This window comes from Inquilinus sp. 2KB_23 (genome assembly GCF_052115705.1).
Classification (GTDB): Bacteria; Pseudomonadota; Alphaproteobacteria; order DSM-16000; family Inquilinaceae; genus Inquilinus; species Inquilinus ginsengisoli_A.
This window is the reverse complement of the sequence record NZ_JBFRHF010000046.1, coordinates 1-26,344: the sequence shown is the minus strand read 5'-3', so window position 1 is coordinate 26,344 and position 26,344 is coordinate 1. Positions and strand designations below refer to the sequence as shown.

The following is a 26,344-nucleotide window of genomic DNA, read 5'->3' as shown; positions in this document are numbered from 1 at the left end:
GTACTGGGAGCAGTTCACCCCCGGCGGGCCGAAGGCGCCGCAGGGCCAGCTGGCCGCCGCCATCGCCGATGCCTTCGGCGACCAGGCCGGCCTGGTCAAGGCCACCACCGAGGCCGCCGGCAAGGTGTTCGGCAGCGGCTGGGTCTGGCTGGTGGCCGATGCCGGCAAGCTCAGCCTGGTCGGCAGCTCGAACGCGGACTCGCCCTTCGCCCATGGCGGCCAGCCGCTGTTCGGCATCGATGTCTGGGAACACGCCTACTACCTGGACTACCAGAACCGCCGCCCCGACCACGTCAAGGCCGTGCTCGAGACCATCGTCAACTGGTCGGTCGTCTCGGACCGGCTGGGGGCCTGAACGGACGCGTTGGCGAGCCGATCCAGATGCACGGGCTGCATGTGTTGCAGCTGTAGCATTTTCCCTCGGGTCTGAAATCAAGCCGTAGCCTCAGACCTGGATGGTCTCCGCTCATTGATGTCGTGGTTTTGACCTGTGTGACTGGGTCTGTTTGCGACAACACATTGCCTGGACTGGCCGAGTTTACGGAGATCTGCATGATCAGGTTGGGAGTCGCGGTCGCCCTTGTCGTCCTGCTGGCAGGCTGCGATCAGCGCGGAGCGGGCCTTGGCGCGCGGGAAACGGCCACCTATCAATGCGTGCCGTCGGACCAGGCCCCGGCCAAGGGCGGTGCCGCTGCCTCCGGCCAGAAGGGCCGGCGCCTCACGGTCACCTATGACGACCGCAGCCAGCAGGCGCTGGTCAGCCTCGACGGCGGCAGCATCAACTATCTGAAGCTGGTGCCCGACGTGAAGGACCGCCTCTACGCCAACGAGAAATACGCGTGGAAGACCAGCGGTAACGCCAGCGTCCTGACCGACATCGCGGACGTCCAGGTCTACAGCTGCGCCCGTTCGGCGAATGGGCCGTAACCATGCCGGCCGGAACGGTGCCATGACGCTGACGCTGAGCATCCTGCGGTGCCCCGACGGGGTGCCGCCGGAAACCCGGACCGTGGGCGGCGGCGAGTTCACCATCGGCCGCGGCACCGAATGCGACTGGGTGCTGCCGGATCCGGAGCGGGTGCTGTCCAAGCGGCATTGCGTGGTGGCCTTCGACGGCAACGCCTGGCGGGTCACCGACACCAGCACCAACGGCACCTTCCTGAACCAGCTGACCGACCGGGTGGACGCCGATGCGCCGCGCCTGCTGCGGGACGGCGACCGGCTGGTGTTCGGCGCCTATGAGATCGAGGCGGTGTTCGACCGCCAGCCATCCGCGCCGCCCCGCGAAGCCCCGGCCCGCGACAGCCGGCCCGAATCTCTCAACAATGACCGGTTCACCAGCGATCCCTTCCCGGTCCTGGGGGCCGATCCGCTGGCCGTCGCCCTGCCGTCCGACGATGTGGCCCTGGATGCGGCCGAGCCGGACGGATGGTCGGTGGGCAAGTTCCTCGACGCGCCCCGGGCGATCTCCGATCACGCGCCGGTGATCCAGGAGAGCTTCCGCGCGCCGCGCACCACCCTCGAACTGCTGCCCGACGACTGGGATCTGGACGACGCCACACCGGCGGCCCCGGCCGGACCGGCCCCGGCGGAGCAGATCGCGGCCATGCCGCCGGCCATTGCGGAGGTGGCCGAGGCGGAGCCCGCGGCCCCCCAGCCGGCTCCCGCCTTGCCGATCGTGCCGCCCCCGGTGCCGCAGGCGCCTGTCGCTGCCCATCAGGGCGGATCGCTGGAGGAGGCACTGGCCGCCTTCATCGCCGGCGCCGGGGTCCAGGGCGTGGCCCAGGGCGACCCGATCGAAACCCTGCGCGGCCTGGGCGGGGCGTTCCGCGCCATGGTCACCGGCCTTCGCCGCATGATGATCGCCCGCGCGGCGGTCAAGGGCGAGTTCCGCATCGAGCAGACCCTGATCAGGCCCGCCGGCAACAACCCGCTGAAGTTCTCTGCCGACGACGAGGACGCGCTGGCGGCGCTGCTGGGGGTCGGCCGCCGCAGCGACATGACGGCGAAGGACGCCGTGGCCGACGCCCTGCGCGACATGCGGCTGCACGAGCTGGCGATGTCGTCGGCGATGCAGCAGGCGGTCCAGCACCTGGTGGCCGAGCTGGCCCCGGCCCGCGTGACGGCCAAGGTCGAGCCCGAGACGCTGGACATGCTGCCGGGCCGCCGCAAGGCCCGCAGCTGGGACGCCTACGAGGCCCTGTATGGCGGCATCGTGCAGGCCCTGGCCGATGATTTCGACAGCGTGTTCGGCAAGTCCTTCGCCCGCGCCTATGAGCTCGCGATGACCGAGATCGCGGAACAGCTCGGCGAATAGCCATGCGCCGCCGGCCGGTGCGCCGCCGGTCGGTTCCGGGACCGGCCCCGGAGTCCCGGCAATGACATGGGCCGCGACGGGCCTCCGCAGGGCGGAGCCCGCGTGGCCGCAACGGGCGACGCAGGATGCGTTTCCGAGGAGAACGACGTGACGTGGAGCAGTCGGATCGCGTGGCAGGAAGGAATGTTCCTTCGCGCCCAGCATTTCCAGCAGCAGGACCGCTGGGTCGAGGCCCAGATCCGGGGCAGCTTCATGGCGTTGCGGCCCCATCCCTGGGGCCTGATCGAGATGACCCTGTCGCGCGACCTGCTGGCCACCGGACGCTTCGCGATCGCCTCCGCGGTCGGGGTGTTCGAGGACGGCACGCCCTTCGCCACGCCCGGTGAGGCCGACCTGCCGCCGCCGCTGGAGGTGGCCGACACGGCCCGCAACGTGCTCGTCTACCTCGCGGTCCAGGTGCGCCAGCAGGGCTCGGTCGAGATCGGCGCGGTGAATGAGGAGGGGCGCTACCGGTCGCGCCCGTTCGAGGCCTACGACACCCATTCCGGCACGCCGCAGCCGGCCGAGCTGCAGATCGGGCAGCTCCGGCTGCGCTACATGCTCGAGACCGACGACCGCGACGGCTACATCTGCCTGCCCCTGGCGCGGATCACCGAGGTGACACCGGACCGGCGCGTGGTGCTGGACGACCGCTGGATCCCGCCGGCCCTGACCTGTTCCGCGGTGGCGCCGCTGGCCGGGCTGATGGTCGAGCTGGCCGGCATGCTGAGCCAGCGCGGCGAGGCGATCGCCGGGCGGCTGACCGCGGTCGGCACCAAGAGCAACACCGAGGTCGCCGACTTCCTGCTGCTGCAATCGGTCAACCGCTGGCAGGCCCTGGTCAGCCATCTCGCCGATGCCGCGAACATCCATCCGGAAACCCTGTACGGCATCCTGGTCCAGATGGCGGGGGAGCTCGCGACCTTCACCGATGCGCGGCGCCGGCCCAACACCTATCCCGCCTATCGCCACGAAGACCTGCAGCGCAGCTTCACCCCCGTGATGGCGGATGTCCGCCGGTCGCTCTCGGCGGTGCTGGAGCAGACGGCGATCCGGATCCCGCTGCAGGAGCGCCGGCACGGCGTCCGGGTCGGCCCGATCCTGGACCGGACCCTGCTCAACGGGTCGAGCTTCGTGCTGGTGGTCCAGGCCGACATGCCGGCGGAGGCGCTGCGGCGCACCTTCCCGGGCAAGGCCAAGATCGGCGCGGTGGAGCATATCCGCGAACTGGTCAACGTGGCCCTGCCGGGCATCGAGCTGCAGGCCCTGCCCGTGGCCCCGCGGCAAATGCCGTTCATCGCCGGCGCCCAGTATTTCGAACTCGACCGCAACAGCCCGCATTGGCAGCAGATGCAGGCGTCCGGCGGCTTCGCCGTCCATGTCTCGGGTGACTTCCCGAACCTGGCGCTGGACCTCTGGTCGATCCGGGGCTGAGGGACGCGTGCATGAGCGATAATCCCTTCGCCGAGCCGGACGACGACGAACGCACCGTCATCCGCCCGATTCCAGGCGGCCGGCCGGCTCCCGCTGCGGCCCGGCCCGCAGCATCCACAGCCCTGCAGACCGATGCCGGCGAGGCGCCTGCGGAAGCCCCCGGGGCGGGGGTCGAGTTCGCGGAGCTGCCGCCGGTCGGCGTCTCGCCGATCACGGCCGCCGCGGCGCCGCTGCTGTCGCTGCTGGCCCGGCTGCGCAACGTCTTCACAGTGCCGGATCCCGCCGCCCTCCGCGACAGCACGATCCAGGAGATGCGCCGCTTCGAGAAGGCCCTGCGCGACCAGAGCCTGCCGATGGAGCAGATCCGCCTGTCCCATTACGCGCTGTGCGCCAGTATCGACGATGTGGTGCAGAACACGCCCTGGGGCAGCCGCGGCCCCTGGGCGGACGCGTCGCTGGTCTCGACCTTCCACCAGGAGGTGCGCAGCGGCGAGCGCTTCTTCGACCTGCTGGGGCAGCTGCGCCAGAATCTTGGCATGTTCCTGCCGGTGGTCGAGCTGATGTACCTCTGCATGTCGCTGGGGATGCAGGGCCGCTACCGGCTGACCGCGCGCGGACCCGCCGAACTCGACCGGGTGCGGGAAGAGACCTATGTCGCGATCATGCGGCAGCGGCAGCCGGTCGAGCGGGGCCTGTCGGTCCATTGGAAGGGCGTCACCGCGCCCTATCGCCCGCTGCGCAGCCTGCTGCCGGTCTGGGTCGCGGCGCTGCTCGGCATCGGCTTCGTGGTGCTGCTCTACGTGCTGCTGTCCTACGGCATCAACGGCGCCTCTGACCGGCTGTTCGACGCCGCGCGCAGCCTGCCGCCGGGGCAGATGCCGACCATCGAGCGCACCGCCCCGCCGAAGCCGTTGCCGCCCGCGCCGCGCCCGGTGGCCAGCGAGCTCGACAAGCTGGCCGGCTTCCTGGCGCCGGAGATCAAGCAGGGGCTGGTGACCATCGCCGGCACCGATGCGGTGCCGATCGTGCGGATCCTCAATCTCGGCATGTTCAAGTCCGGCAGCGCCACGGTCGAGGCCCAGTACCTGCCGATCCTGACCCGCATCGGAACCGCGCTGCGGACCGAACCCGGCGCCGTGGATGTGGTCGGCTACACCGACAACCAGCCGATCCACACCGTCCAGTTCCCGTCGAACTTCCAGCTGTCCCTGGCCCGTGCCAAGGCGGCCGCGACGGTGATCTCGGGTGGGATCGACGACCCCTCCCGGCTGACGCCCTCGGGGCGGGCGGATGAAAACCCGATCGCCGCCAACGACACGCCGGACGGGCGCCAGCAGAACCGGCGCATCGAGGTGGTCTTGCATCGGAAAAGTGCCGACTGATGGATAACCTGCAATATCTGGGTGCGTTCTTCGTCAACCGCTGGACCTACAGCTTCGCCGGCGTCGGCATGGCCAGCATGCTGGTCTGGTACCTGGCGCCCCTGGTGCCGGGCTTCGACAGCTATCTCGCCCGCACCATCCTGATCCTGGTGCTGGTGATCCTGTGGGCCGGGATCAACGCGGTGCTGAGCTGGCGGCGGCGGCGGCGCGAGAACACCCTGGCCTCCGCCATGACCGCGGATTCCGGCGTGGACGAACGGGACGTCCGGGCCGCCACGGCCGAAGAGGTCGCCCGGCTGCGCGAGCGGGTCCGCGGCGCGCTGACCCGGCTGCGGGCCGGCCGCCGCCGCGGCTATCTGTACGAACAGCCCTGGTATGTGCTGATCGGGCCGCCGGGGTCGGGCAAGACCACCGCCCTGCTCAATTCCGGTCTGCACTTCCCCCTGGCCCAGCCGGATGGGACCGACATCGCGGTCGGCGGCGTCGGCGGCACCCGCCTGTGCGACTGGTGGTTCGCCGACGAGGCGGTGCTGATCGACACCGCCGGGCGCTACACCACCCAGGATTCCGACGCGGCGGTCGACCGCGCCGGCTGGCAGGGTTTCCTCGACCTGCTGCGGCGCACCCGCCCGCGCCAGCCGGTCAACGGCGCCATCGTCGTCGTCTCGCTGACTGACATCGCGTCGGCCGATCCGGCCATGCGGGCGGCCCATGCCCGGGCGGTGCGCCGGCGCGTCACCGAGATCTCGGACCGGCTGCGCCTGCGCGTGCCGGTCTACATGGTGTTCAGCAAGGCCGACCAGCTGACCGGCTTCAACGAGTATTTCGACGACCTCGACGTCGAAGGCCGCGGCCAGGTCTGGGGCATGACCTTCCCCCTGGCCAAGGGGACCGAGGCGTTCGCGCCCGAATTCCGGCTGCTGCTGGAGCGCCTCGACCAGCGCGTGTTCGAACGGCTGCAGGCCGAGCGCGCCCCCGACCGCCGCGCGCTGCTGGGCGGCTTCTCGCTGCAGCTCGCCAGCCTCGAACGGCCGCTGACCGAATTCCTCGCCCAGGCCTTCGGCGGCACCCGGATCGACCCGGCGCCGTTCCTGCGCGGCGTCTACATCACCTCCGCGACGCAGGAGGGCACGCCGGTCGACCGGCTGACCGGCATGCTGGCGCGGTCCTTCGGGGTCGACCAGAAGCGGACCCCCAGCCTGCGGCCGGTGGCCGGGCGCAGCTATTTCCTGAAGCGCCTGCTGGGCGAGGTCGTCCTGGGCGAGGCGCTGCTGGTCTCCACCGGCTCGGCCCGGATGCGGCGGCGGCGCCTGCTGCGCATCGCCGGCCTGAGCGTGATCGGCCTGGCGACGCTGGCGGTGTCGCTCGGGCTGTGGCGGGCGGAGGTGACCAACCGCGTCGCCGTGGAGCATGCCGACGAGGCGATCGCCGGCTACCGCCAGCAACTGGCCGGCGCCAAGCTGGACCCGGTGACGGATGACGACCTGCAGCATATCGTGCCCCTGCTGGATGCGGCGCAGAGCTTGCCGCGCGAGCAGGAGGACTGGCTGACCGGCATCTCCGGCCTGTCGCAGGGCGAGAAGCTGGAGGCGGTCGAGCGGTCGATCTACCACCGCGCGCTGGAGCAGATCCTGCTGCCGCGCCTGGTGTGGCGAATCGAGCAGCAGATGCGCGGCCAGCTCGACAATCCAGACTTCCTGTACGAAGCGACCCGCGTCTACCTCATGCTCGGCGGCGCTGGGCCGCTGGATCCCGCTTTGGTGCGCGACTGGATGGTGCTGGACTGGCAGGCCCGGTTCCCCGGCGTGCTGAACGCCCAGATGCGCGACCATCTGCTGATGCATCTCAACGCGCTGCTGGCCGACCCGCTGCCCACGGTGACCCTGGACGGGGCGCTGGTGGAAACCGCCCGGGCCGCCTTCAGCCGGGTGCCGCTGGCCGACCGCGTGTACAGCCGGATCCGCCCCGAGGCTTCGGCCAAGAAGATCCCGGACTGGACGCCGGCGGCGGAGCTGGGGTCCGCCGGGGCGCAGCTCTTCACCCGGGTCTCGGGCAAGCCGCTCACCGAAGGGGTTCCCGGCTTCTACACCGCCGCGGGCTTCCAGACCGTGCTGCTGAGCAACCTGGCCGGGGCGACCCGGGCGGTGGCCGATGAAAGCTGGGTGCTTGGGCGCAGCGAGGCGATCCCGACCGACGGCGCCGGCATCGAAGGCCTCGAGCACGATGTCGTCGCGCTCTATGTCGCCGACTTCCAGAAGCAATGGGACACCATGCTCGGCGATCTCACGCTCACCCCCTTCGCCGACCGGGCGGCGGCGATCCAGGGCTTGTACGTGCTGTCGTCGCCGCAATCGCCGATGCGCGACCTGCTGATCTCGATCGCGCATGAGCTGACCCTGGTGCCGGCCCCGCCGCCCGCCGGCGACGCGGCCGCGCCGGCCGCCCCCACCACGCAGCAGAAGTCGCTGGCCGCGGTGATCGGCAGCACGGCCGCGCCCGACGCCGGGGCGATGCCCGCCATCGCGGCGCTGGACCAGCACTACGAGCCGCTGCGCGACTTCGTGGGCAATGACGGCCAGGCGGCGCCGATCACCGGGGTGCTGCGCCTGATCAACGCGCTGCAGCAGGAGCTCGCCCAGCTCGGCCCCGATGCCGCCAACGTGCCGGCGACGCTGCAGGGCAGCGGCGACCCGGTGCAGCTGCTGCTGGCGGAATCGCAGCGCCAACCCCCGCCGGTGGCGCGCTGGCTGCAGCAGATGGCGACCTCGGGCAAGAGCCTGATCGGCGGCAGCGTCCAGCATGCCGCGGCGGCGGCCTTCTCGGCCACCGACGGCCCGGGCAAGCTGTGCCAGACCGTGGTGACCCGGCGATATCCGTTCTCGCCGTCGTCCAGCGACGACGCGCCGCTGGATGATTTCGCCCGGCTGTTTGGGCCGGACGGGATGTTCGACAGCTATTTCCAAAGCCAGATCCGGCCCTTCGTGAACACCAGCGGCACGGTCTGGCAGCTGCAGCCGGTCGGCGGCGTGGCGCCGCCGGTCAGCCCGGCCACCCTGGCCCAGTTCCAGCGCGCCGCGGCGATCCGCGACGCGTTCTTTCCGGCCGGCGGCAACCAGCCGCAGATCCGCTTCGACGTCACCCCGCAATCGGCCGGCGACGGGGCGGCGACGCTGACCCTAGGCGGCGCGACGATCGGCACCACCGGCGACACGGCGCGCCAGACCTCGCTGACCTGGCCGGGCGGGGACGGGCTGAACCCGGCGCGCCTGGTGTTCGGCGAGGCGGGCGAGGGCGGATCGCTCGGCGCCAGCGGCCCCTGGGCGCTGTTCCGCCTGCTGCAGCAGGCGCAGGTCTCGCCATCCGGCCGGCCCGAGGAATTCGTCGTGTCCTTCCGGTCCGGTGCGGATTCGGCCAGCTACACCCTGCGGGCCGGGTCGTCGCGGAACCCGTTCGGCCGGAACCTGCTCAAGGATTTCCGGTGTCCGGTGCTGCAATGAACGGTCGGCAGGCGATGCCGCCCGCGGTCGGCTTCTTCGGCAAGATCCCGGCCCGCGGCGACTTCCTTCAGGCGGGCCTGTCGCTCGGCTTCGTCCGGGCCTGGGACGGCTGGCTGCAGCGCGTCCTCGCCGAGGCGCAGCGGGTGCTGGGCGAGGCCTGGCCGGAGGTGTGGCATGTGGCGCCGGTCTGGCGCTTCGCCCTGCCGCCCGGCCTGTGCGGACCGGGCCCGGTGCTGGGCCTGTGGATGCCCAGCGTCGACCGGGTCGGCCGCCAGTTTCCCCTGACCTTGGCCGCGGAAGGGGCAGGGGGCGGGGATGATTTCCTCGATGCGGCAGAGCAGATCGGCCGCGATGCGATCGCCTTCGACCTGGCGCCCGACGCGATGATGGCGCGGCTGCGCGAGGCCATGCCGCCGGAGCCGGCGTCGCCGGGTCCCGGGCGGCAAGGGCGGTGGTGGAGCGCGGGCGGTCCCTTCGCCGCGGCGGCCGAGCTTGTGCTGGACGCCCTGCCGGACGGCGCCGGCTTCGTGCGGATGCTGCGGCAGTGACCGAGGAGCTTCGCCACTGGGCCGCCTCGCATCCCGGCGCGGTCCGCATCCAGAACCAGGATTCCTACATCTGCCGCCCCAGGCTCGGCCTGTTCTCGGTGGCCGACGGCGTGGGCGGGCACAGCGAGGGGGATGTCGCCTCGAGCCAGGTGGTCACCCTGCTCGGCGAGATCTCGGAGACGGCGCCGCCATCGGAGCGGCTGGCGGAGGTCCGCACGCGCCTGCACGCCGCGCATTGCAAGCTCCTCGCGGAGGGGCAGGCCCGGGCCCCCCAGGTGACGCTGGCGACCACGGTCGTCGTGCTGATGCTGCATGAGGACCATTTCGCATTCCTGTGGGCCGGGGATTCGCGCGGCTACCTGCTGCGCGACGGCACGCTGCACCGTCTGACCTCGGACCACAGCGTGGTGCAGGAGCTGGTGGATTCAGGGGCGATCACGCCCGCGGAGGCCGAGACCCATCCGCAGGGCAATGTGATCACCCGGGCGATCGGCGCCGGTGGCCCGGAACTGCTGATCGACAAGGCCCTGGGCGCGGTGCAGCCGGCCGACCGGATCCTGCTGTGCAGCGACGGCCTGTACAAGGCGCTGGGGGTGGACGAGATGGTCGAGATCATGGCCCAGGACGGCGATGTCGCCCAGATGCTGGTCGCGGCCGCCCTGGCCCGCCGCGCCCGGGACAACATCACGGCCGTGGTGGTCGCGCTCTGACGGTCGAAGGCGATCCGGATCGGTCCTGCGGGAAGATCCGGGTGCTGATCGGCGCAATGGCAATGCACAGCGGAAAAGGATGGCGGTCGTGACAAAGAACTTCGTCGATGCAGTCAAAGGTCATTTCGACCAGCCGGGGGCGAAGTGGCTCATCCTGGGGGATTCGGGCCACGGGATGAAAAGCCTGATCGATCTTGCGCATGCCGCCGACCAGGGGACGCTGAAGCTGAAGGATCTCGGCATCAAGGCCATCCTCTTCGAGGGCGCTCGGAAGGGGCAGGAGGCGACGGCCGATAGGGGCAAGTACAACGCCGCGGTCACGGTTCTCAGAAAGCACGTGGCGATCGTGGCCGGCTGCGAGGATGACAAGAGCCTCGCCACGGAGGCGGAGTTCACCCAGTTGCTGGAAAATCCGGTGCCGGACATCGGGGTCCGGTCGCAGAATCTGCTCGACCGCCGGGTGGGTGAGGCGAACGACACCTGGACCAGCGCCCTGACGCCTTACACCCGTGCCATCCTATGCTGCGGCAGCTCCCATCTGTCGCATTTCGACAATGGCCAGGGCATGAATGATCTCGGCCTGGTCAAGCGCCTGGGCTTCAAGGGAATGACGGCGGGATATGTCGTCGAAGAGTCCAACAGCGGCGCCGGCGACGGCCTCTACTATCCGGAATGGAGCGGGCAGGGGGCGAAGAAATTCGGCGCCGTCGAGGCGATCCATCCGTATCCCGGCCGGTCCGCGGCCCTCTGAGGATTTCCGCGGCCTCTCGCGGGGCCGCACCATTCTCTCGTCACGTTCCGCCTGCGGCCAGCAGGCGGGACGCCGGACGCCTCTAGTTCAGCATGCTGCTGACGTCCTGGAAGGACCGGGCCTTGGGGATGCCGTATTCCGACACGAACTCGTTCAGCATCACGCTGCGCTCGATCGTGTTCATGCCGTTGGCCATCGGCATCCACCCGAAATTGGGGTCGAACATCCCGTCCTCGGCGACCGCGATGGCGTGCGCGCCGATGGTCCGCATGCGGCCGCCGTCGCAGGTGAAGACCAGCATGAACAGCTTGGGCTGGCAGGGAAGGGGCGCCGTCAACAGGTCCTTGGCCATCATCAGGCGGTCGGCCTGGGGCGACGAGCCGGCGGGATTCAGGAGAACATTCTTGGACGAGGACTGCCTCTTCTCGAGAAGATGGGCGTTGATGTCCTTGAACAGGCCGTTGATGGTTGAGTTGTCCTGCATCTCCACCAGCGAGCCGTCGCTGAATCCGCCATTCTGATATTTTTCATGGGCGGCGATCACATACTGGGTGAACGCGCTGCTTTTCAGATAGAGGATGATATCCGAGGCATCCAGGCCTTCCCGCTTGAGGTGAATGAAGGCGCAGGACAGGGCCAGGCACATGCCACCCATCTGGCTTTTCTTGGCCTGCTTGAGGATGGCCGACTGGTTGAACTTGTTCTGGGGATTCTTGACGAGCAGATCCAGCGGCATGGTCTTCGCCCTTGTGCGTGTGGGTTCGATGCGGCCGATGCGGGAGATCCCGAGCCCCGAAAAGGGCGCCACGGATGCTTCGGGCCAAAATCATGGCTATCGGGGGATCGGACCGCCGACAGCCATGAGACAAGGACGGACGGGCGACCGAGCCGTCAGGTCAGCTCGGCCGTCTCCAGGTCGTAGGTCACGTTGAAGGGCTGGCCCTCGGTGGCGTCGTCCTTCATCTGCTTGGTCTTGAACAGCACCTTGGTGAAGTTCAGCGACAGGGTCTCCATCGGCCGGTCGCCGCCGCCCGAATGGGAATAGCCGCTGATCAGCGTGTTGGTCAGCTCGAGCGACAGGTACACGTCCTGCTTGCTCTTGTCGGTGCGGGTGAAGTCGATCTTCACCGTCTTGCCGTGGCCGCCCAGCGCCTCCTGCATCAGCTTGCCGGTGGCGATGTCGTTCTCCTTGCTGACCACCACTTCGCTGACCGACGGCGCGGAGGATTCACGCTCGGCCGCGGAGCCGACCGAGGTGGTGATGCCACGACCGACGCCCCACTGGAACGAGTGCAACTCGATCCACTTGGTGTGGCCGGTCTCGGTCACGTCGCCGTCGACGCCGTCATACTTCATATAGATCGCCATAATGCACCTCAGCCTTTCATTCTATTGCAGGTGGCACAGGAAGGAGCCGGAGCCATCGATCTCGACCGTGGCCTGTTCCACCGGCTTTCCTTCCGCCATGCGCGCCAGGAACTGTGCGGACAGATCCGGCAGCAGGGTCTTCGTCAGCAGGCTTTCGATGCCGCGGGCGCCGGCGCTGGCATCGGTGCAGCGCGCGACGACCGCATCGGTCAGCTCCGGGCTGTAGCGCAGGGTCGCACCGAACTTCCGTTCGATCCGCCCGGCGATACGTTGGAGTTGCAGGGTGGCGACCTGCCGCAGCGTGTCTTGGCTGAGCGGCAGGTAGGGCACGACCGTGACGCGGCCGAGGAAGGCGGGCTTGAACGACTTGGCCAGCTCCTCCCGCAGCGCCACCGCCAGGCCGTCCGCATCCGGGGCCGTCTCGGGGTCGGCGAACAGCCGCGAGATCAGGTCGGTCCCCGCATTCGACGTCATGATGATGATGGTGTTCTTGAAGTCGATGTCGCGGCCTTCGCTGTCCTTCATCGTCCCCTTGTCGAAGGCCTGGAAGAAGATGTCGTGGACGCTGGGATGCGCCTTCTCCATCTCGTCGAGCAGGATGACGGAGTAGGGACGGCGGCGGACCGCCTCGGTCAGGATGCCGCCCTCGCCATAGCCGACATAGCCGGGAGGGCTGCCCATCAGCAGGCTGACTTTGTGCTCCTCCTTGAACTCGCTCATGTTGATGACGGTGAGGTTCTGCTCGCCGCCATAGAGCTGTTCGGCCAGGGTCAGCGCCGTCTCGGTCTTGCCGACGCCTGACGTGCCGACCATCAGGAACACGCCGATCGGCTTGCGTGGATCGGTCAGGCCGGCGCGGGAGGTGCGGACCGACTGGGCGATCGCCTCCAGCGCATGGGGCTGGCCGATGACCCGGCGCTCCATGGTCTCGCGCAGGGCCAGCACGGTGTTGATCTCGTCCGCCCGCATCCGCCCGGCCGGGATGCCGGTCCAGCTTTCGACGATCTCCGCCACCGCCTGGGCGTCCACCACCGGGAACACCAGCGGCTGTTCGCCCTGCAGCGTCTGCAGTTCACCGGCCAGCCCGGCCAGGTCGCGCTGCAGCGCCGCCGGCTCCTGCTCGGTCTCGACCCGGATCCGGGTCTCGGCGATCGCGGTGGCCAGGCGGCGTTCCTCGCCCCAGCGCGCTTCCAGCTCCTGCAGCCGCAGGGCCAGCTGCTCGGATTCGGCGTCCAGCGCCGCGATGCGCGGGTCGTGGTCGGCGCCGGACAGCAGCTCGCGCCGCAGCACGCGCAGCTCGGTGGCGATCAGGTCGATCCGCCGCCGCACATCCTCCACCGCCGGCGGCGGGGCGGCTTGGCTCATCGCCACCCGGGCGCAGGCGGTGTCGATCAGGCTGACGGCCTTGTCCGGCAGCTGCCGGCTGGGGATGAACCGGGCCGACAGCCGGACCGCGGCCTCGACCGCCTCGTCCAGGATGCGGATGCCGTGATGCTGTTCGAGGGTGGAGAGCAGGCCGCGCACCATGGCGATGGCCATGTCCTCGGACGGCTCCTCGACCTTGACGGTCTGGAAGCGCCGGGTCAGCGCCGCATCCTTCTCGAAGTACTTCTTGTACTCGGCCCAGGTGGTCGCCGCGATCACGCGCAGCTCGCCGCGCGCCAGGGGCGGCTTCAGCAGGTTGGCGGCATCGCCCTGACCGGGCTGGCCGCCGGCGCCGATCATGGTGTGGGCCTCGTCGATGAACAGCACGACGGGGTTGGGGCTGGCCTGGCTCTCCTCGATCACCGACTTCAGGCGGTTCTCGAACTCGCCCTTGATCCCGGCGCCCGCCTGCAGCAGGCCGAGGTCGAGGGTGCGGATGGCGACCTTGGCCAGGGCCGGGGGCACGTCGCCCGCGGCGATGCGCAGGGCCAGGCCTTCCACCACCGCGGTCTTGCCGACGCCGGCTTCGCCGGTGAGGATCGGGTTGTTCTGCCGGCGCCGGGTCAGGATGTCGACGACCTGCCGGATCTCGCCGTCCCGGCCCAGGATCGGATCGATGCGACCGGCCCGCGCCCGGGCGGTGAGGTCGACGGTGTAGCGGTCGAGCGCCGCGCCGCCGGCCGTGGGCGCCGGCGCCCCGGCCGCGGCGGTGCTGTCCTCCTGGGCCGGGGTCTCCGTGCTGTCGGCGACGATGGTCGCGAAGTCGCGGCGCAGGATGTCGGGGACGATGCGCTGGAGATCGCGCGCCGCGTCTTGCAGCCGGCCGCCGACCGCCGTGTCGGTGAGGGCGGCGCAGATCAGGTGGCCGGAGCGCAGATGGCGCGCCCCGTCCTCGATCGAGGCGAGCAGCCAGGCTTCCTTGACGATGCGGACCAGGTCCGGCGACAGGCTGGGGGCGCGGCCGTTCCCGGTCGCCATCCGGTCCAGCGCCGCGGTCAGCTGCGTGGTCAGGCGGTCGGGCGCGATCTCGAAGTGGCGCGCGATCAGCACGACGTCCGATTGCGGGGTGTCGAGCAGCTGAAGCAGCCAGTGCTCGATCTCGACGTTGTAGTGGGTGCGTGACAGCGTCCGTCCGGCTGCCGCCTCCAACGCGTGGCGGCAGACACCGTTCAATCGATCGACCAGCAACCTCAAGTCGATAGCCGGCATCGTGACTCCTTCGGATTCCGCGCAGGTCAAGGTCTGCACGCTCTGGAGATTTATGATTCGCCGGCGGCTTCGTCCAGTTTAGTTGGGTTACGGCCGTAACCCATTTGAGAATTAATGAAATAGTTTTGTAACGCTTATAAGAAATATTGAGAAACGGAATATGGACTCTGTCTAGATGTACTCTAGATATACTGACGAGAATGGACGATGGCTGCAACAGATCCAGAGGAATTGCTCGATCTGGAAAAGGTTCTGGGGGCCATCTCGGAAGATGCCGCGGCTGGAAGCGATCCCCGACTCGATGTAACGCCGCAGTCTCTCTATTTTCGCCTGCGCGATGCGCGCTCCGAAGCGCGCGCCGAGGAGCGCCTTGCCGACAATGACCCGGGCGCCGATACGGGCGTGTCGCGCCATTGGGCCGCGGTCGGTGATCTCGCGGTCGAGGCGCTCTCCACCAAGGCCAAGGACATCGAGATCGCGGCCTGGCTGACCGAAAGCCTGGTCCGCCGGGACGGGCTCGCCGGGCTGACAGCCGGGGCCAAGGTGCTGTCCGGGTTGGTGTCGCGATACTGGAATGACGGCCTGTTTCCCATGCCGGACGAGGATGGCCTGGCCGGCCGCGTGGCCCCGGTCGCCGGGCTGAGCGGCGAGGGCGGTAACGGCACCCTGCTGCAGCCGCTGCGCAAGCTGGTGCTGTACGAGCGGGCCGACGGGACGCTGGTCACCTACTGGCAGTTCGAGCAGTCGGAAGAGGTCGAGGCGCTGGAGCCGCAGCGCAAGGCCCAGCGGCTGGCGTCCGGCGTGCTGCCCTTCGCCGATCTGGAGGCCGAGGCCAAGACCATCGGCCGAGAGCCGCTGTCCCGCATCCTGGGGGCGGTCACCCAGGCGATCGAGGCCTGGCGCGGCGTCGACGAGGCACTGACCGCCGCGGCGGCGGACTCCGCCCCGCCGACCGGCCGCGTGCACGACCTGCTGGAGAAGCTGCGGCGCATCGCCGAGCGCTATGCGCCGCTGCCCGAGACGCCGGCGGCGGGGCCCGCCCCGGAGGTCGAGCAGGCCGCCGGCGATAACGGGGCCGCGGCCGCTCTGGCGCCGGCGAACCGCGCGCCGACCCGTGAGGAGATGCTGCAGGAGATAACGCGGATCGCCGCCTATTTCAGGGTCAGCGAGCCGAACTCCCCGCTCAGCTACACCCTGGAAGACGCGGTTCGCCGGGCCCGGCTGGCCTTGCCGGATCTCCTCAAGGAGATGATGCCCGAACTGGCAACCAGATCCGCGGTCCTGTCGGGCCTCGGCATCAAGCCACCGTCCGACTGAGGCGAGTCGTGCCCCCTGTCCCCAACGCCCATGGCGACGCCGCGGCCGGACACCGGTTCGTCGGCCGGTCGCCGGGTTCGTGCCGTCGCCCGGCGCGTCCCATTGTCCGAGGAGAGACCTTATGAGCGCCAGCATCCATGAGAAGCTCGGCCGCGTCCGCCGGCCGCGTGTCCACATCACCTATGAAGTCGAGACCGAGGGCGCGCAGATCGTGCGCGAGCTGCCCTTCGTGGTCGGCGTGCTCGGTGACTTCTCGGGCGACCCCAGCCAGCCGCTGCGTCCGCTGGCCGACCGCAAGTTCATCCAGATCGACCGCGACAATTTCGACGAGGTCATGCAGCGCCTGACGCCCGGCCTGCACCTCAAGGTCGACAACAAGCTGAGCGAGGAGGGCGGCGCCATGGCGGTCGACCTCCGCTTCAACGGCATCGAGGATTTCGAGCCGGGCCGCGTGCTCGACCAGGTCCCGGCGCTGAAGTCGCTGCTCGAGGCCCGCAACCGTCTGCGCGACCTGATGAGCAAGGCGGACCGCTCCGAGGAGCTGGAGACGCTGCTGGAGCAGGTGCTGAAGAACAAGGACGACTTCGAGGCGCTCTCGGGTCAGCTCGGCATCAAGAAGGAGGGCTGAACCATGGCCGACAAAGCCCGCGCCCCGGAGGCCTCGGCCTCCGAGACAACAACCACCACCACCGAGACGCTCGGCCTGCTCGACCAGGTCGTCTCCGCGACCAAGCAGACCGAGCCCGACCGTGCGCAGGACCTCGTCCGCACCCTGGTCGAACAGGCCCGCGTCGGCACGGTCACCTTCGACCGCAACCTGACCCGGACGATCGAACGGGCGATCGCGATCATCGACCGCAAGCTGTCCGACCAGCTGAACGAGATCGTGCACGACCCGAAGTTCCTGAAGCTGGAAGGCAGCTGGCGCGGCCTCCACTACCTCGTCATGAACAGCGAGACCGGCACCAGCCTGAAGATCCGGCTGATGAACATCTCGAAGCGCGAGCTCAATCGCGACCTCACCCGCGCCGTCGAGTTCGACCAGAGCCAGCTATTCCGCAAGATCTACGAGAACGAGTTCGGCACGCCGGGCGGCGAGCCGTACGGCGCCCTGATCGGCGACTACGAGTGGACCAACCATCCCGACGACATCGAGACGCTGCGCCTGGTCTCCAACGTCAGCGCCGCGGCCTTCGCGCCGTTCATCTCGGCGGCCGGCGCCGGGATGATGGGCTTCGACCAGTGGACCGAGCTGTCGCGGCCCCGCGACCTCGCCAAGATCTTCGACACCGTCGAATACCTCAAATGGCGCGGCTTCCGTGACAGCGAGGACAGCCGCTTCGTCTCGCTGGTCATGCCCCGCGTGGTGGCCCGCCTGCCCTATGGCGCCCGCACCAAGCCGATCGAGGAGTTCTCGTATGAGGAGGCCCCGAACGACGCGTCCGGCGCCCCCCTGTCGATGGACCACGAACATTATTGCTGGATGAACGCGGCCTTCGTGATGGGCACGCGGCTGACCGAGGCCTTCTCGAAATACGGCTTCTGCACCGCGATCCGCGGCGCGGAGGGCGGCGGCAAGGTCGACAACCTGCCGCAGCACATCTTCATGTCCGACGACGGCGACATGGACGCGAAATGCCCCACTGAGATCGGCATCACCGACCGGCGGGAATATGAGCTGTCCAATCTCGGCTTCCTGCCGCTGTGCCACTACAAGAACCACGACTACGCCGTGTTCTTCGGGGCCCAGACCGCGCAGAAGGCCAAGGAGTACGACCGGCCCGACGCCACGGCGAACGCCCGGATCTCGTCGCGCCTGCCCTACATCATGGCGACCGGCCGTTTCGCCCATTACCTCAAGATCATGGCGCGCGACAAGATCGGCAGCTTCATGGAGGCCGAGGACTGCGAGGCCTGGCTGAACCGCTGGATCACCAACTACGTCAACACCAACGAGAATGCGGGCGCCGAAAGCAAGGCGCGCTACCCGCTGCGGGAAGCGCGGGTCCAGGTCCAGCCCATTCCCGGGCGGCCCGGCGCGTACAACGCCGTCGCCTACATGCGTCCCTGGCTGCAGATGGAAGAGCTGACGGCCAGCCTGCGGATGGTGGCGCGCATCCCCGAGCGCGTCTGACATGTCGGAGGCGCTGCAGCTGCAGGGCGAAGTGGAGGTGCCGCGGCCGGGTCCGCGCCCTCTGCGCGCCGAGGTGCTGGCCGGGCGGATCGGCACGGCCGGGGGCGGGTCGACCGCCTCCCGGCTGGCCGTCTTCCTGCGCCAGGACCCCGGTGCGCTGGCGTCGTGGTTCGGCGCCCCGCTCGCCCGGCAGCTGCAGCGCGACCCGGATCGGCTGCGGGCCCTCTTGGACCGGGACATCGTCGCCATCGATGCCCTGATCTCGGCGCAGCTCGACGAGATCCTGCACCATCCGCGCCTGCAGCGGCTGGAGGGATCGTGGCGCGGTCTCGCCTGGATGGTCGAGGGGTTCGACCCGACTTCGCGCCTGAAGACGCGGCTGCTCTCCGCCTCGTGGCAGGAGCTCAACCGCGACATCGCCAAGGCCAGCGAGTTCGACCAGTCCGCGCTGTTCCGGCTGATCTACGAGAACGAGTTCGGCACCGCCGGCGGCGAGCCCTTCGGCCTGATGGTCGTGGACCATGAGCTGCGGCACATGCCGGACCGGCGGCGTCCGGGCGATGCAGCGCCGGTGGACGACGTGTTCGTGCTGTCCGCCCTGGCCTCGATCGCCGCCGCGGCCTTCATGCCGATCGTCACGGCCGCCGCGCCGGCCCTGCTCGGCGTCGACCGGTTCGAGGACCTTGCCCTGTCCAACGACGTGACGGCGGCGATCCGCGACGACGACCACGCCCGCTGGCGTGGGCTGGCGATGCGCGAGGACACGCGGTTCCTGTGCGTCACCCTGCCGCGCGTGCTGGCGCGTCCCCGCTGGCGCCCGGACGCGGTGCGCGACGGGCTGCGCTACGAGGAGCATGCGCCGGAGGCCCGGCATCGCACCTGGTCGGTCGCCTGCTATGCCTTCGCCGCGACCGTCGGGCGGGCCCAGGCCCTGCACAACTGGCCGGCCGATGTCCGGGGCGTCAGCGCCGACCGGGTCGGCGGCGGGCTGGTGCTCGACCTTCCCGCCGAGCCCTTCACGTTGGGTCCCGAGACCGTTTGGGACCGCCCGTCGCCCGACATCGCCTGGACCGACCGGCAGGAGCGGGACCTGGTGGCGGCCGGGCTGATGCCGTTGAACACGCTGCCCTATGGCGAAGCGGTCTTCGCCGCGGTGCACAGCCTGCAGACCCGGCCGACCGACCCGCCCGGCCGCGACCCGACGGTCGCGACCGCCAACCGGCGGCTGTCGGCCCAGATCAACGCGATGCTCTGCGTGTCGCGCTTCGCCCATTACATCAAGATCATGGGCCGCGAGATGACCGGCTCGTCCCTCACCGCGAGCGAGGTCGAGCGCCGGCTGCAGACCTGGCTGTCCGGCTACACCAATGCCAGCCTCAATGCCGGGGCGGACAGCCGGGCGCGCCACCCGCTCGTGTCCAGCAGCATCAAGGTGCATGAGCTGGAGGGCAAGCCGGGCTCGTTCGGCTGCGTCATCCACCTGCAGCCCTATTACCAGCTCGATGACGTGTCGGCGGTGTTCCGGCTGGTCACGGGCCTGTCCCCCCAAGATGCCAAGAGCTGACGCGATGGGCCGCACCACCCGCGCCACGCGCCCCTCGCCCAGCCGCAGGAGAAGTCGATGCTGACCAAAGCCGGAGACCTGTTCCGCCAAGGCGACCTCGGAGCCGCCATCGAGGCGGGCAACGCCGCGGTCAAGGTCAACCCCGCCGACACCGGGGCGCGGCTGCTGCTGGCCGAGCTGCTGCTGTTCGCCGGGATCTTCGAGCGCGCGGATTCGGTGCTGGACGCGGCGAGCACCATCGACCCGGCCTCGGCGCTGGTGGTCAGCGAGTTCCGCCAGCTGCTGCGTGGCGAGATGGCGCGCCGCCAACTGGTCACCGACGGCCGCCTGCCGGAATTCCTCGGCGAGCCGACGACCACCCAGAGCCACGTGCTCCGCGCACTGGTGGCGCTGCGGGCCGATGACGCCGCCACGGCTGCGGAAGCGGTACAGGAAGCCGAGCTGTCGCGGCCGGTGGTCGGCGGCGTGCGGGACGGCACGGCCTTCAGTGATTTCCGCGATGCCGACGACCTGTCGATCGGGTCCTTCGAGGTGCTGACCACGACCGGCAAGTACTTCTGGATCCCGACCGAGCGGGTGGAGAGCATCGAGTTCCACCCGCCGAAGCGGCCGCGCGACCTGTTCTGGCGCCGCTGCACCATGGTGGTGCGCGAGGGGCCGGATGGCGACGTCTACCTGCCGGCGCTGTACCCCACCGACGCGGCCGCCGGCGACAGCCTGCGCCTCGGCCGCGCCACCGAATGGACCGAGGGCGAGCCGGTGCGCGGCATCGGCCAGCGCGTCTACCTCGCCGGTGAGGAGGGCGTGCCGGTGCAGCAGCTCGCCGTACTGGAATTCTCATGATCCAGCGGCCCACACCATCACGCCAGCGCGTCACGCGCCCGGCGCAGACGCCTCTCCTGGACCGCCTGATCGATGAGGAGCCCAGGCGCGGCGCCGACGAGTCCGTATCGGCGACCGAGACCGTGGAGCGGCTGCGCCGGTCGGTGCATCGCGACCTCGAGGCGCTGCTCAATGCCCGCCGCCCCTGGCGGTCGGTGTCGGACGAGCATGCGGCACTGCGGCTGTCGCCGGTCGGCTACGGCATCCCGGACTTCACCGCCGGGGCGTTCAACGACCGCCGCCAGCGCGAGGTGCTGCGCATGGAGATCGAGGAGGCCATCCGACGGTTCGAGCCGCGGCTGACCCAGGTCCAGGTCCAGCTGGCCGACGATGTCGACCTGCTGCGCACCACGCTGCGCCTGCGGATCGACGCGCTGCTGCGGGTCGATCCGGCGCCCGAGCCGATCGTCTTCGACACCATGGTCGACACCACGACCGCGGACGTCACCTTGCGCCCGCTGTATGAAGCCTAGCCGATGTCGGACGCCTTTCTCCCGTACTACAACCGCGAGCTGGCCACGCTGCGCAAGCTGGCGGGCGACTTCGCCGAGGCGCATCCGAAGGTCGCCGGCCGGCTGAGACTGTCGGGCGACGCGGTCGACGACCCCCATGTGGCGCGGCTGCTCGAAGGCGTCGCGTTCCTGGCCGCCCGCGCGCAGCAGCGGCTGGACGACGAGTTGCCGGAGATCACCGACGCCCTGCTGGGCGCGCTGTTCCCGCATTACCTCGCGCCGGTCCCCTCGGCGGCGATCGTCCAGCTCGCCTGCCAGCCCGAACTGCGCGTGCCGGTTGTGGTGCCGGCCGGCACCGGGCTGAAGACCGACCCGATCCAGGGCGTGCCCTGCCGCTTCCAGACCGTCTACGACACCGCGCTGTGGCCGGTGGAGATCGAGAGCGCGCGGCTGACCGGGCTGCCGCTCGCGGCGCCGGCGCATCCCGACGTGCAGGGCGCGCGCAGCAGCCTGCGCATCGTGCTTCGCACCAGCGATCCCTCGACCACCTTCGCCGAGCTGGGGCTGGGCCGGCTGCGCTGCTTCCTGCGCGGCGCCTTCGAGCAGAGCCTGCCGCTCTACGAGCTCTTGTGCGGCCACACCGTCGGCGTGGTGCTGGCGGACGGCCCGAACGACGCCAGCCCGACCCTGCTGCCGCCCGGCGCCATCCGCCCCGTCGGCTTCGCGCCGGAGGAGGCGCTGTATCCATGGTCGGCGCGGTCCTTCTCCGGCTTCCGCCTGCTGACCGAATACTTCGCGCTGCCCGAGAAGTTCCTGTTCGTCGATATCTGCGGCCTGGATGCGCGGACCCTGATCCACGAGAAGAACCGGCTGGAGATCTTCGTCTATTTCGACCGGCCGGCGCAGGACCTGGAACGCCGTCTGCAGCCGGACTGCCTGGCCCTGGGCTGCACCCCGATGGTCAACCTGTTCGCGCAGCAATGCGAGCCGGTGCCGCTGACCCATCAGGAGACCGAATACCACATCGCGCCGGACAACCGCCGGCCCCGCGCCTTCGAGATCTGGAGCATCGAGCGCGTGCGCGAGCTGCGGGGCGACGGCTCCTCGCGGCCCTGGCGGCCCTTCTACCGGCATCCGGCGGAACAGCCGGCGGAGGAGGAGCCCAGCGGCTTCTACAACATCGTGCGCCGCCAGAGCCCGGGCACGCTGACCGGCACCGACGTGCTGCTGGCGCCATTCGACCCCGACCTCTCGGTCGAGCGGCCGGCGGACACTGTGCTGTCGGTCGACGCGCTGTGCACCAACCGCGACCTGCCCGGCGAGCTGCCCTTCGGCGGCGGGCAGCCGCGGCTGCACCTGGCCGAGGGGCTGAGCGCGGTCCGTGGCGTCACCTGCATGACCGCGCCGACCCCGTCGCTGCGCGCGCCGCTGCGCGAACACCGCAGCTGGAGGCTGATCTCGCACCTCTCGCTCGGCCATCTCTCGATCGTCGGCGGCCCGGCGGCGGCCGAAAGCCTGCGCGAGGTGCTGCGGCTCTACGATCTCCGCGACACGGTCGAGACCCGCACGCTGATCGCCGGCCTGGTCGGCGTGCGCTCGACGCCGGGCACCGCGCGCGTGCCTGGCGCCCGGCCCGGCGGGTTCTGCCGGGGCATCGATGTCACGCTCGAATTCGACGGGCGGGTGTGGGAGACGTCCGGCCTGTTCCTGCTGGCGACCGTCCTCGAGCGGTTCCTGGCGCTGCATGCCACGGTCAACTCCTTCGTGCGCACCTCCGCCGTGCTTCAGGGCCGGTCGGGCGTCGCCGCGAAATTCCCGCCCCGGGCCGGGGCGCGCGTGCTGGCATGACCGCCGCCTCCGTCCTACCGGGCCAGGAGCCTAGTCCTGAGCCGACCGCGCCGGCCGTCGAGGAGACGGTGACGGCCCCGGCGGCGATTCCGGAGGAGGACGAGGATGTCGCGGTTCTGCCCGCGCCATTGCCCGGGCGGACCCTGCTGCAGACCCTGATCGAGGAGCCGGCGCGGTTCACCTTCGATGCCGCCGTGGCGGTGCTGATGCAGGCCGCCGGCCGCGCCGAACCCGGCGAGGCGGTGCGCTTCCACGCGACCCCGGGCCTCGGCTTCGTCCCGGCCGATGTGCTGGCGGTCGAACGCGACGGCAACGGCGCCCGGGCGACGATCGGCCTGATCGGGCTGACCGGCCCGTCCGGCGTGCTGCCGCGCCCCTACACCGACCTGGTCAACACCGAACAGCGCCGCCGGTCCCCGGCGCTGGGGGAGTTCCTCGACCTCCTGGCCCAGCGGCCGATCGCGCAGTTCGCCGAGGCCGGCATCAAATACCGGCCGCACCGGTCGGCGGCCGCCGCGGCGCTGGCGGAGGGCGGCATGGCGGGCGCGCCGGCCGACGGGCTGCGGCAGGTGCTGCTGGCGCTCACCGGCTACGGCACGCCACATTTGGCGCCCCGTCTGGCGGTCGGCACCGATCCGCTGCTGTTCTATGCCGGGCTGTTCGCATCCTGGCCGCGATCGGCCGACCGGCTGGCCGCGATCCTGTCGGATTGGCTGGGCCGGGCGGTGGAGGTCGAGCAGTTCGCCGGTGAGTGGCTGCCCCTCAAGCCGGACGAGATGTCGGCCTTCCCGGTCGGCGACCGGCCCGGCCAGTTCTGCCAGCTGGGGGTCGACGCCGCGGCCGGCAGCCGCGCCTGGGACGTTCAGGCGCGCATCATCCTGCATATCGGCCCCCTGGACCTCCCCGGCTTCGAGGCGATGCTGCCGGACCGCGACCTGCTGCAGCGCATCACGGCGCTGATCCGGGCGTTCCTGGGGTTCGAGACCGATTTCGCGGTCAATCCCATCCTGGCCGCGGCCTCGGTGCCGGCGCTCGAGGTCTCAGCCGCGACCCCGCCGCGCCTGGGCTGGAACAGCTGGCTGCCCACCACCGGGACCCGCCGGCACGACGCAACCGAGGCACTGTTCGAGGCAGGCCTGATAGAGAGCTTTGGAGAAGGGTCATGACCTGGAACAGCGGCTACGTCACCGACGTCGTCTACACCACGGGCTATTATGAGGAGCAGTCGCCGCCCCGCATCGCCCTGTCCTGCCTGCTCGGCAACGTGGCGCCCGGCTTCGCCCGGCGGTCGGACCGGCTGACCTATCTCGAGATGGGTTGCGGCCGGGGGCGCGGGGCGCTGTGCCTGGCCGCCAGCAATCCGGACTGGCGGGTCATCGCCATCGACTTCATGCCGGCGCATATCGCCGAGGCGCGCGAGCTGGCGGAAGAGGCGGGGATCGACAACATCGAGTTCCTGGAAGCCGACCTGGCGACCCTGGACCCGAACACCCTGCCCGAGGTGGATGTCGCCAGCGCCCATGGCGTGTGGAGCTGGGTGTCGGACGAGGTGCGGGCCGGCATCGTGCGCATCCTGGCCAGCCGGCTGCGCCCCGGCGGCGCCTTGCATCTGAGCTACAATTCGCTGCCGTCCTGGCAGGGTGCGCTGGGGCTGCAGCGGCTGATCCACACGGCGGGGCGGCGGATCGGCGGCCGCAGCGACCGCCAGGCCGAAGGCGCCCTCAAGCTGGTCGAGTCGCTCGGCGCGGCCGGCGCCTACCATCTCGACCAGGCCGACCTGGTCCGCACGCTGAAGAAGAACCTGCCCAACATGCCGCCGGAATATGTGGCGCATGAATACATGAACGACGACTGGCGGCCGTGCTTCCACGCCGATGTGGCCGCGGCCCTGGCCGATGCGAAGCTGGACTATGTCGCGTCGGGGGAGATCCTCGAGAACTTCCCCGAGCTGATGCTGAGCGAGGAGCAGCGCGCCGTCTGGAAGGGGATCGAGGATCCCGGCCTGCGCGAGTTGGCGAAGGATTTCTGCCTGGCGCGCGGCCTGCGCCACGACGTCTATGTCCGCGGGCCGCGGCGGATTTCCAGCGGCGCCCGCAATGCGGCGCTCAATGACCTCCACCTCATGCTGGCGCGGCGGCCGGAGGACTTCGTCTACAAGGTCGACTTCCCGGCCGGGCACGCCGCGCTGGAGCGCAGCTTCTACGAGCCGGTGGTGGAAGCGCTGGGGCAGGGGCCGCGGCGGGTCGGCGACCTGCTGTCCCTGCCGGGGCTGGCCGGCAAGCGCGAGAACCCGGCGGAACTGGTCGGCATGCTGGTCGGCACCGGGCAGGCGGCGATCATGACCCGGCCGGAGGCCGGCAGCGGCGAGGCGGCGGGCCGGCTCAACGACCGGATCGCGACGCGCGTGCTGCAGGGCGATTCTCCCCATGGCTCCCTGGCCAGCCTGCGCCTGGGCAGCGGCATGCGCTGCAGCGGCGACCATTACGTGACCGCCTCGCTGATCCGCCGGCTCGGCGTCGACTCGCCGATCGAGCAATGGCCGGCCGCCATCGGGATGCCGGCAGACTCGCCGGCCTACGACCAGTTCCTCAAGGCGGCGGAGGCCACGCGCCACAGCCAGACACCGGTCTGGACGCAGGCGGGGATCATCTGAGATGCGAGCGAAATCGAAAGGACCGACCATGCGCCATTCCTGGCTTTCGGCACTCCTGGCGCCGGCGCTGTGCGCCCTGGCCCTGGTCCCGCAGCAAGCGTCGGCCGAGGCCGCCAAGGTTGCGCTGGTGATCGGCAACAGCGCCTATCAAGGCGGGCCGCCGCTCGCGGCCTGCGACCAGTCCGCCCGCGGCGTCGGCACTTGGCTGCAGCGCCAGGGCTTCCAGGTGGAACAGGCGATCGACGTCTCGTCGGTGGCGATGCGCAGCGCGATCGGCAACTTCGTGACCCTGGCGTCCGGGGCCCCGCAGAAGACGGCGATCATCTATGTCTGCACCTATGCCGCGGTCTCGAACCAGCGGCTGTTCATGCTGCCGGTGGACACCGATCCGCGCCAGCCGACCCGGCTGGAAACCCAGGGCATCATCGTCAAGGCCCTGCTGAACACCCTGGTCGGGACCAACGGCGTGCTGTTCGCCGATCTGGGCATGGCGCCCGACAAGAACGCCGCCGACGCGGTCGACCTGCTCCAGTCCGGCCTGTCGCCGGGGGTGCACTTCGCCTTCGTGGCGCGCAACGACGGCGGCATCGGGCAGCTGGGCCACGGCCTTCCCGGGCTGCTGGGGAATTCGGGCCAGGATTGGGGTCGGCTGGCCTCGGCCTTCCAGGCCCAGAACGGCCCGTCGCGGGCAGACCGGCTGACGGTGTTCGCGCCGCCCACCGGGCCGATGACGACAGCGCAGGACATCACCGGCGGGTCCGCGCCGGTGCCGCCGCCCGCGGTCGTGGCCGTGGCGGCGCCGCCGCCTCCGAGC

22 protein-coding genes are annotated in these 26,344 nt (G+C 70.2%); 19 read left to right on the top strand and 3 right to left on the bottom strand.

All coding sequences use genetic code 11. From position 1 onward, the window contains the following. The 9 genes from AB4112_RS34820 to AB4112_RS34780 all read left to right on the top strand — a co-directional run. Positions 1-355: superoxide dismutase (locus tag AB4112_RS34820; RefSeq protein ID WP_441726957.1), on the top strand; the 355-nt coding region annotated here is incomplete at its 5' end. A gap of 197 nt (positions 356-552) precedes the next feature. After that, positions 553-927 carry a hypothetical protein gene (locus tag AB4112_RS34815; protein ID WP_441726954.1) on the top strand — a complete coding sequence of 125 codons (375 nt, stop codon included), beginning with the start codon at positions 553-555 and terminating at the stop codon, positions 925-927. 22 nt (positions 928-949) lie between these two features. Then, positions 950-2,317, top strand: coding sequence for a type VI secretion system-associated FHA domain protein TagH (gene tagH, locus AB4112_RS34810; RefSeq protein WP_441726951.1), 1,368 nt, complete (start codon positions 950-952; stop codon positions 2,315-2,317). 147 nt (positions 2,318-2,464) lie between these two features. Further along, complete coding sequence (gene tssK / locus AB4112_RS34805; RefSeq protein WP_309797004.1) at positions 2,465-3,790, top strand: type VI secretion system baseplate subunit TssK; 1,326 nt, start codon at positions 2,465-2,467, stop codon at positions 3,788-3,790. Positions 3,791-3,801: 11 nt separating this feature from the next. Next, entirely contained in the window at positions 3,802-5,172 is a 1,371-nt protein-coding gene (gene tssL / locus AB4112_RS34800; RefSeq protein WP_441726947.1) for a type VI secretion system protein TssL, long form, read from the top strand. After that, entirely contained in the window at positions 5,172-8,669 is a 3,498-nt protein-coding gene (gene tssM / locus AB4112_RS34795; protein ID WP_309797007.1) for a type VI secretion system membrane subunit TssM, read from the top strand. The genes tssL and tssM overlap by 1 nt, the downstream gene beginning before the upstream one ends. Further along, the gene (gene tagF, locus AB4112_RS34790; protein ID WP_441726944.1) at positions 8,651-9,217 is read left to right on the top strand and encodes a type VI secretion system-associated protein TagF; all 567 of its coding nucleotides are present in this window, start codon (positions 8,651-8,653) and stop codon (positions 9,215-9,217) included. The genes tssM and tagF overlap by 19 nt, the downstream gene beginning before the upstream one ends. Beyond that, positions 9,214-9,927: a PP2C family protein-serine/threonine phosphatase gene (locus AB4112_RS34785; protein WP_309797012.1), complete on the top strand. Its 714-nt coding sequence runs from the start codon at positions 9,214-9,216 to the stop codon at positions 9,925-9,927. Before tagF ends, AB4112_RS34785 begins: the two co-directional genes overlap by 4 nt. A 175-nt stretch (positions 9,928-10,102) precedes the next feature. Next, positions 10,103-10,678, top strand: coding sequence for a hypothetical protein (locus tag AB4112_RS34780; RefSeq protein WP_309797014.1), 576 nt, complete (start codon positions 10,103-10,105; stop codon positions 10,676-10,678). Between the two features lie 82 nt (positions 10,679-10,760). Here AB4112_RS34780 and AB4112_RS34775 read toward each other — a convergent pair whose 3' ends face one another. The 3 genes from AB4112_RS34775 to tssH all read right to left on the bottom strand — a co-directional run bounded on the left by AB4112_RS34775 (position 10,761) and on the right by tssH (position 14,680). Continuing rightward, positions 10,761-11,414: a hypothetical protein gene (locus AB4112_RS34775; protein WP_309797016.1), complete on the bottom strand. Its 654-nt coding sequence runs from the start codon at positions 11,412-11,414 to the stop codon at positions 10,761-10,763. Between the two features lie 155 nt (positions 11,415-11,569). Beyond that, positions 11,570-12,046: an Hcp family type VI secretion system effector gene (locus AB4112_RS34770; protein WP_309797017.1), complete on the bottom strand. Its 477-nt coding sequence runs from the start codon at positions 12,044-12,046 to the stop codon at positions 11,570-11,572. Between the two features lie 21 nt (positions 12,047-12,067). Continuing rightward, positions 12,068-14,680, bottom strand: a complete 2,613-nt coding sequence (tssH, locus tag AB4112_RS34765) for a type VI secretion system ATPase TssH (RefSeq protein WP_309797019.1) — start codon at positions 14,678-14,680, stop codon at positions 12,068-12,070. Positions 14,681-14,887: 207 nt separating this feature from the next. Between tssH and tssA the strand changes: the two genes are divergently transcribed. The 10 genes from tssA to AB4112_RS34715 all read left to right on the top strand — a co-directional run. After that, the gene (gene tssA / locus AB4112_RS34760) at positions 14,888-15,997 is read left to right on the top strand and encodes a type VI secretion system protein TssA (RefSeq protein WP_441726938.1); all 1,110 of its coding nucleotides are present in this window, start codon (positions 14,888-14,890) and stop codon (positions 15,995-15,997) included. A gap of 121 nt (positions 15,998-16,118) precedes the next feature. Next, a complete protein-coding gene (gene tssB, locus AB4112_RS34755; RefSeq protein WP_309797024.1) occupies positions 16,119-16,625 on the top strand; it encodes a type VI secretion system contractile sheath small subunit in 507 nt (168 codons plus the stop codon). Positions 16,626-16,628: 3 nt separating this feature from the next. Further along, positions 16,629-18,131 carry a type VI secretion system contractile sheath large subunit gene (gene tssC, locus AB4112_RS34750; protein WP_441726935.1) on the top strand — a complete coding sequence of 501 codons (1,503 nt, stop codon included), beginning with the start codon at positions 16,629-16,631 and terminating at the stop codon, positions 18,129-18,131. Position 18,132: 1 nt separating this feature from the next. Next, on the top strand, positions 18,133-19,695 hold the full coding sequence (gene tssC, locus AB4112_RS34745; RefSeq protein WP_441726932.1) for a type VI secretion system contractile sheath large subunit: 1,563 nt from the start codon (positions 18,133-18,135) through the stop codon (positions 19,693-19,695). 57 nt (positions 19,696-19,752) lie between these two features. Then, positions 19,753-20,538: a type VI secretion system accessory protein TagJ gene (locus AB4112_RS34740; RefSeq protein WP_441726929.1), complete on the top strand. Its 786-nt coding sequence runs from the start codon at positions 19,753-19,755 to the stop codon at positions 20,536-20,538. Further along, positions 20,535-21,050, top strand: a complete 516-nt coding sequence (gene tssE, locus AB4112_RS34735; protein ID WP_441726926.1) for a type VI secretion system baseplate subunit TssE — start codon at positions 20,535-20,537, stop codon at positions 21,048-21,050. Before AB4112_RS34740 ends, tssE begins: the two co-directional genes overlap by 4 nt. A gap of 3 nt (positions 21,051-21,053) precedes the next feature. Further along, on the top strand, positions 21,054-22,877 hold the full coding sequence (gene tssF / locus AB4112_RS34730) for a type VI secretion system baseplate subunit TssF (protein ID WP_441726923.1): 1,824 nt from the start codon (positions 21,054-21,056) through the stop codon (positions 22,875-22,877). Continuing rightward, complete coding sequence (tssG, locus tag AB4112_RS34725) at positions 22,874-24,043, top strand: type VI secretion system baseplate subunit TssG (RefSeq protein ID WP_441726921.1); 1,170 nt, start codon at positions 22,874-22,876, stop codon at positions 24,041-24,043. The genes tssF and tssG overlap by 4 nt, the downstream gene beginning before the upstream one ends. Next, the gene (locus tag AB4112_RS34720) at positions 24,040-25,530 is read left to right on the top strand and encodes a class I SAM-dependent methyltransferase (protein WP_441726918.1); all 1,491 of its coding nucleotides are present in this window, start codon (positions 24,040-24,042) and stop codon (positions 25,528-25,530) included. The genes tssG and AB4112_RS34720 overlap by 4 nt, the downstream gene beginning before the upstream one ends. A gap of 28 nt (positions 25,531-25,558) precedes the next feature. Further along, positions 25,559-26,344 (top strand): caspase family protein (locus AB4112_RS34715; protein WP_441726915.1); only part of this gene is annotated, 786 nt, incomplete at its 3' end.

Bases quoted from the DNA above. Each gene is read 5' to 3' on its own strand.
- tssM (WP_309797007.1), top strand. From the start codon at position 5,172: ATGGATAACCTGCAATATCTGGGTGCGTTCTTCGTCAACCGCTGGACC.
- tssB (WP_309797024.1), top strand. From the start codon at position 16,119: ATGAGCGCCAGCATCCATGAGAAGCTCGGCCGCGTCCGCCGGCCGCGT.
- AB4112_RS34815 (WP_441726954.1), top strand. From the start codon at position 553: ATGATCAGGTTGGGAGTCGCGGTCGCCCTTGTCGTCCTGCTGGCAGGC.
- AB4112_RS34740 (WP_441726929.1), top strand. From the start codon at position 19,753: ATGCTGACCAAAGCCGGAGACCTGTTCCGCCAAGGCGACCTCGGAGCC.
- tagH (WP_441726951.1), top strand. From the start codon at position 950: ATGACGCTGACGCTGAGCATCCTGCGGTGCCCCGACGGGGTGCCGCCG.
- tssF (WP_441726923.1), top strand. From the start codon at position 21,054: ATGTCGGACGCCTTTCTCCCGTACTACAACCGCGAGCTGGCCACGCTG.
- AB4112_RS34720 (WP_441726918.1), top strand. From the start codon at position 24,040: ATGACCTGGAACAGCGGCTACGTCACCGACGTCGTCTACACCACGGGC.
- tssL (WP_441726947.1), top strand. From the start codon at position 3,802: ATGAGCGATAATCCCTTCGCCGAGCCGGACGACGACGAACGCACCGTC.
- AB4112_RS34780 (WP_309797014.1), top strand. From the start codon at position 10,103: ATGAAAAGCCTGATCGATCTTGCGCATGCCGCCGACCAGGGGACGCTG.
- AB4112_RS34770 (WP_309797017.1), bottom strand. From the start codon at position 12,046: ATGGCGATCTATATGAAGTATGACGGCGTCGACGGCGACGTGACCGAG.
- tssC (WP_441726932.1), top strand. From the start codon at position 18,133: ATGTCGGAGGCGCTGCAGCTGCAGGGCGAAGTGGAGGTGCCGCGGCCG.
- tssA (WP_441726938.1), top strand. From the start codon at position 14,888: ATGGCTGCAACAGATCCAGAGGAATTGCTCGATCTGGAAAAGGTTCTG.
- AB4112_RS34775 (WP_309797016.1), bottom strand. From the start codon at position 11,414: ATGCCGCTGGATCTGCTCGTCAAGAATCCCCAGAACAAGTTCAACCAG.
- tssC (WP_441726935.1), top strand. From the start codon at position 16,629: ATGGCCGACAAAGCCCGCGCCCCGGAGGCCTCGGCCTCCGAGACAACA.
- tssH (WP_309797019.1), bottom strand. From the start codon at position 14,680: ATGCCGGCTATCGACTTGAGGTTGCTGGTCGATCGATTGAACGGTGTC.
- tssE (WP_441726926.1), top strand. From the start codon at position 20,535: ATGATCCAGCGGCCCACACCATCACGCCAGCGCGTCACGCGCCCGGCG.
- tssG (WP_441726921.1), top strand. From the start codon at position 22,874: ATGACCGCCGCCTCCGTCCTACCGGGCCAGGAGCCTAGTCCTGAGCCG.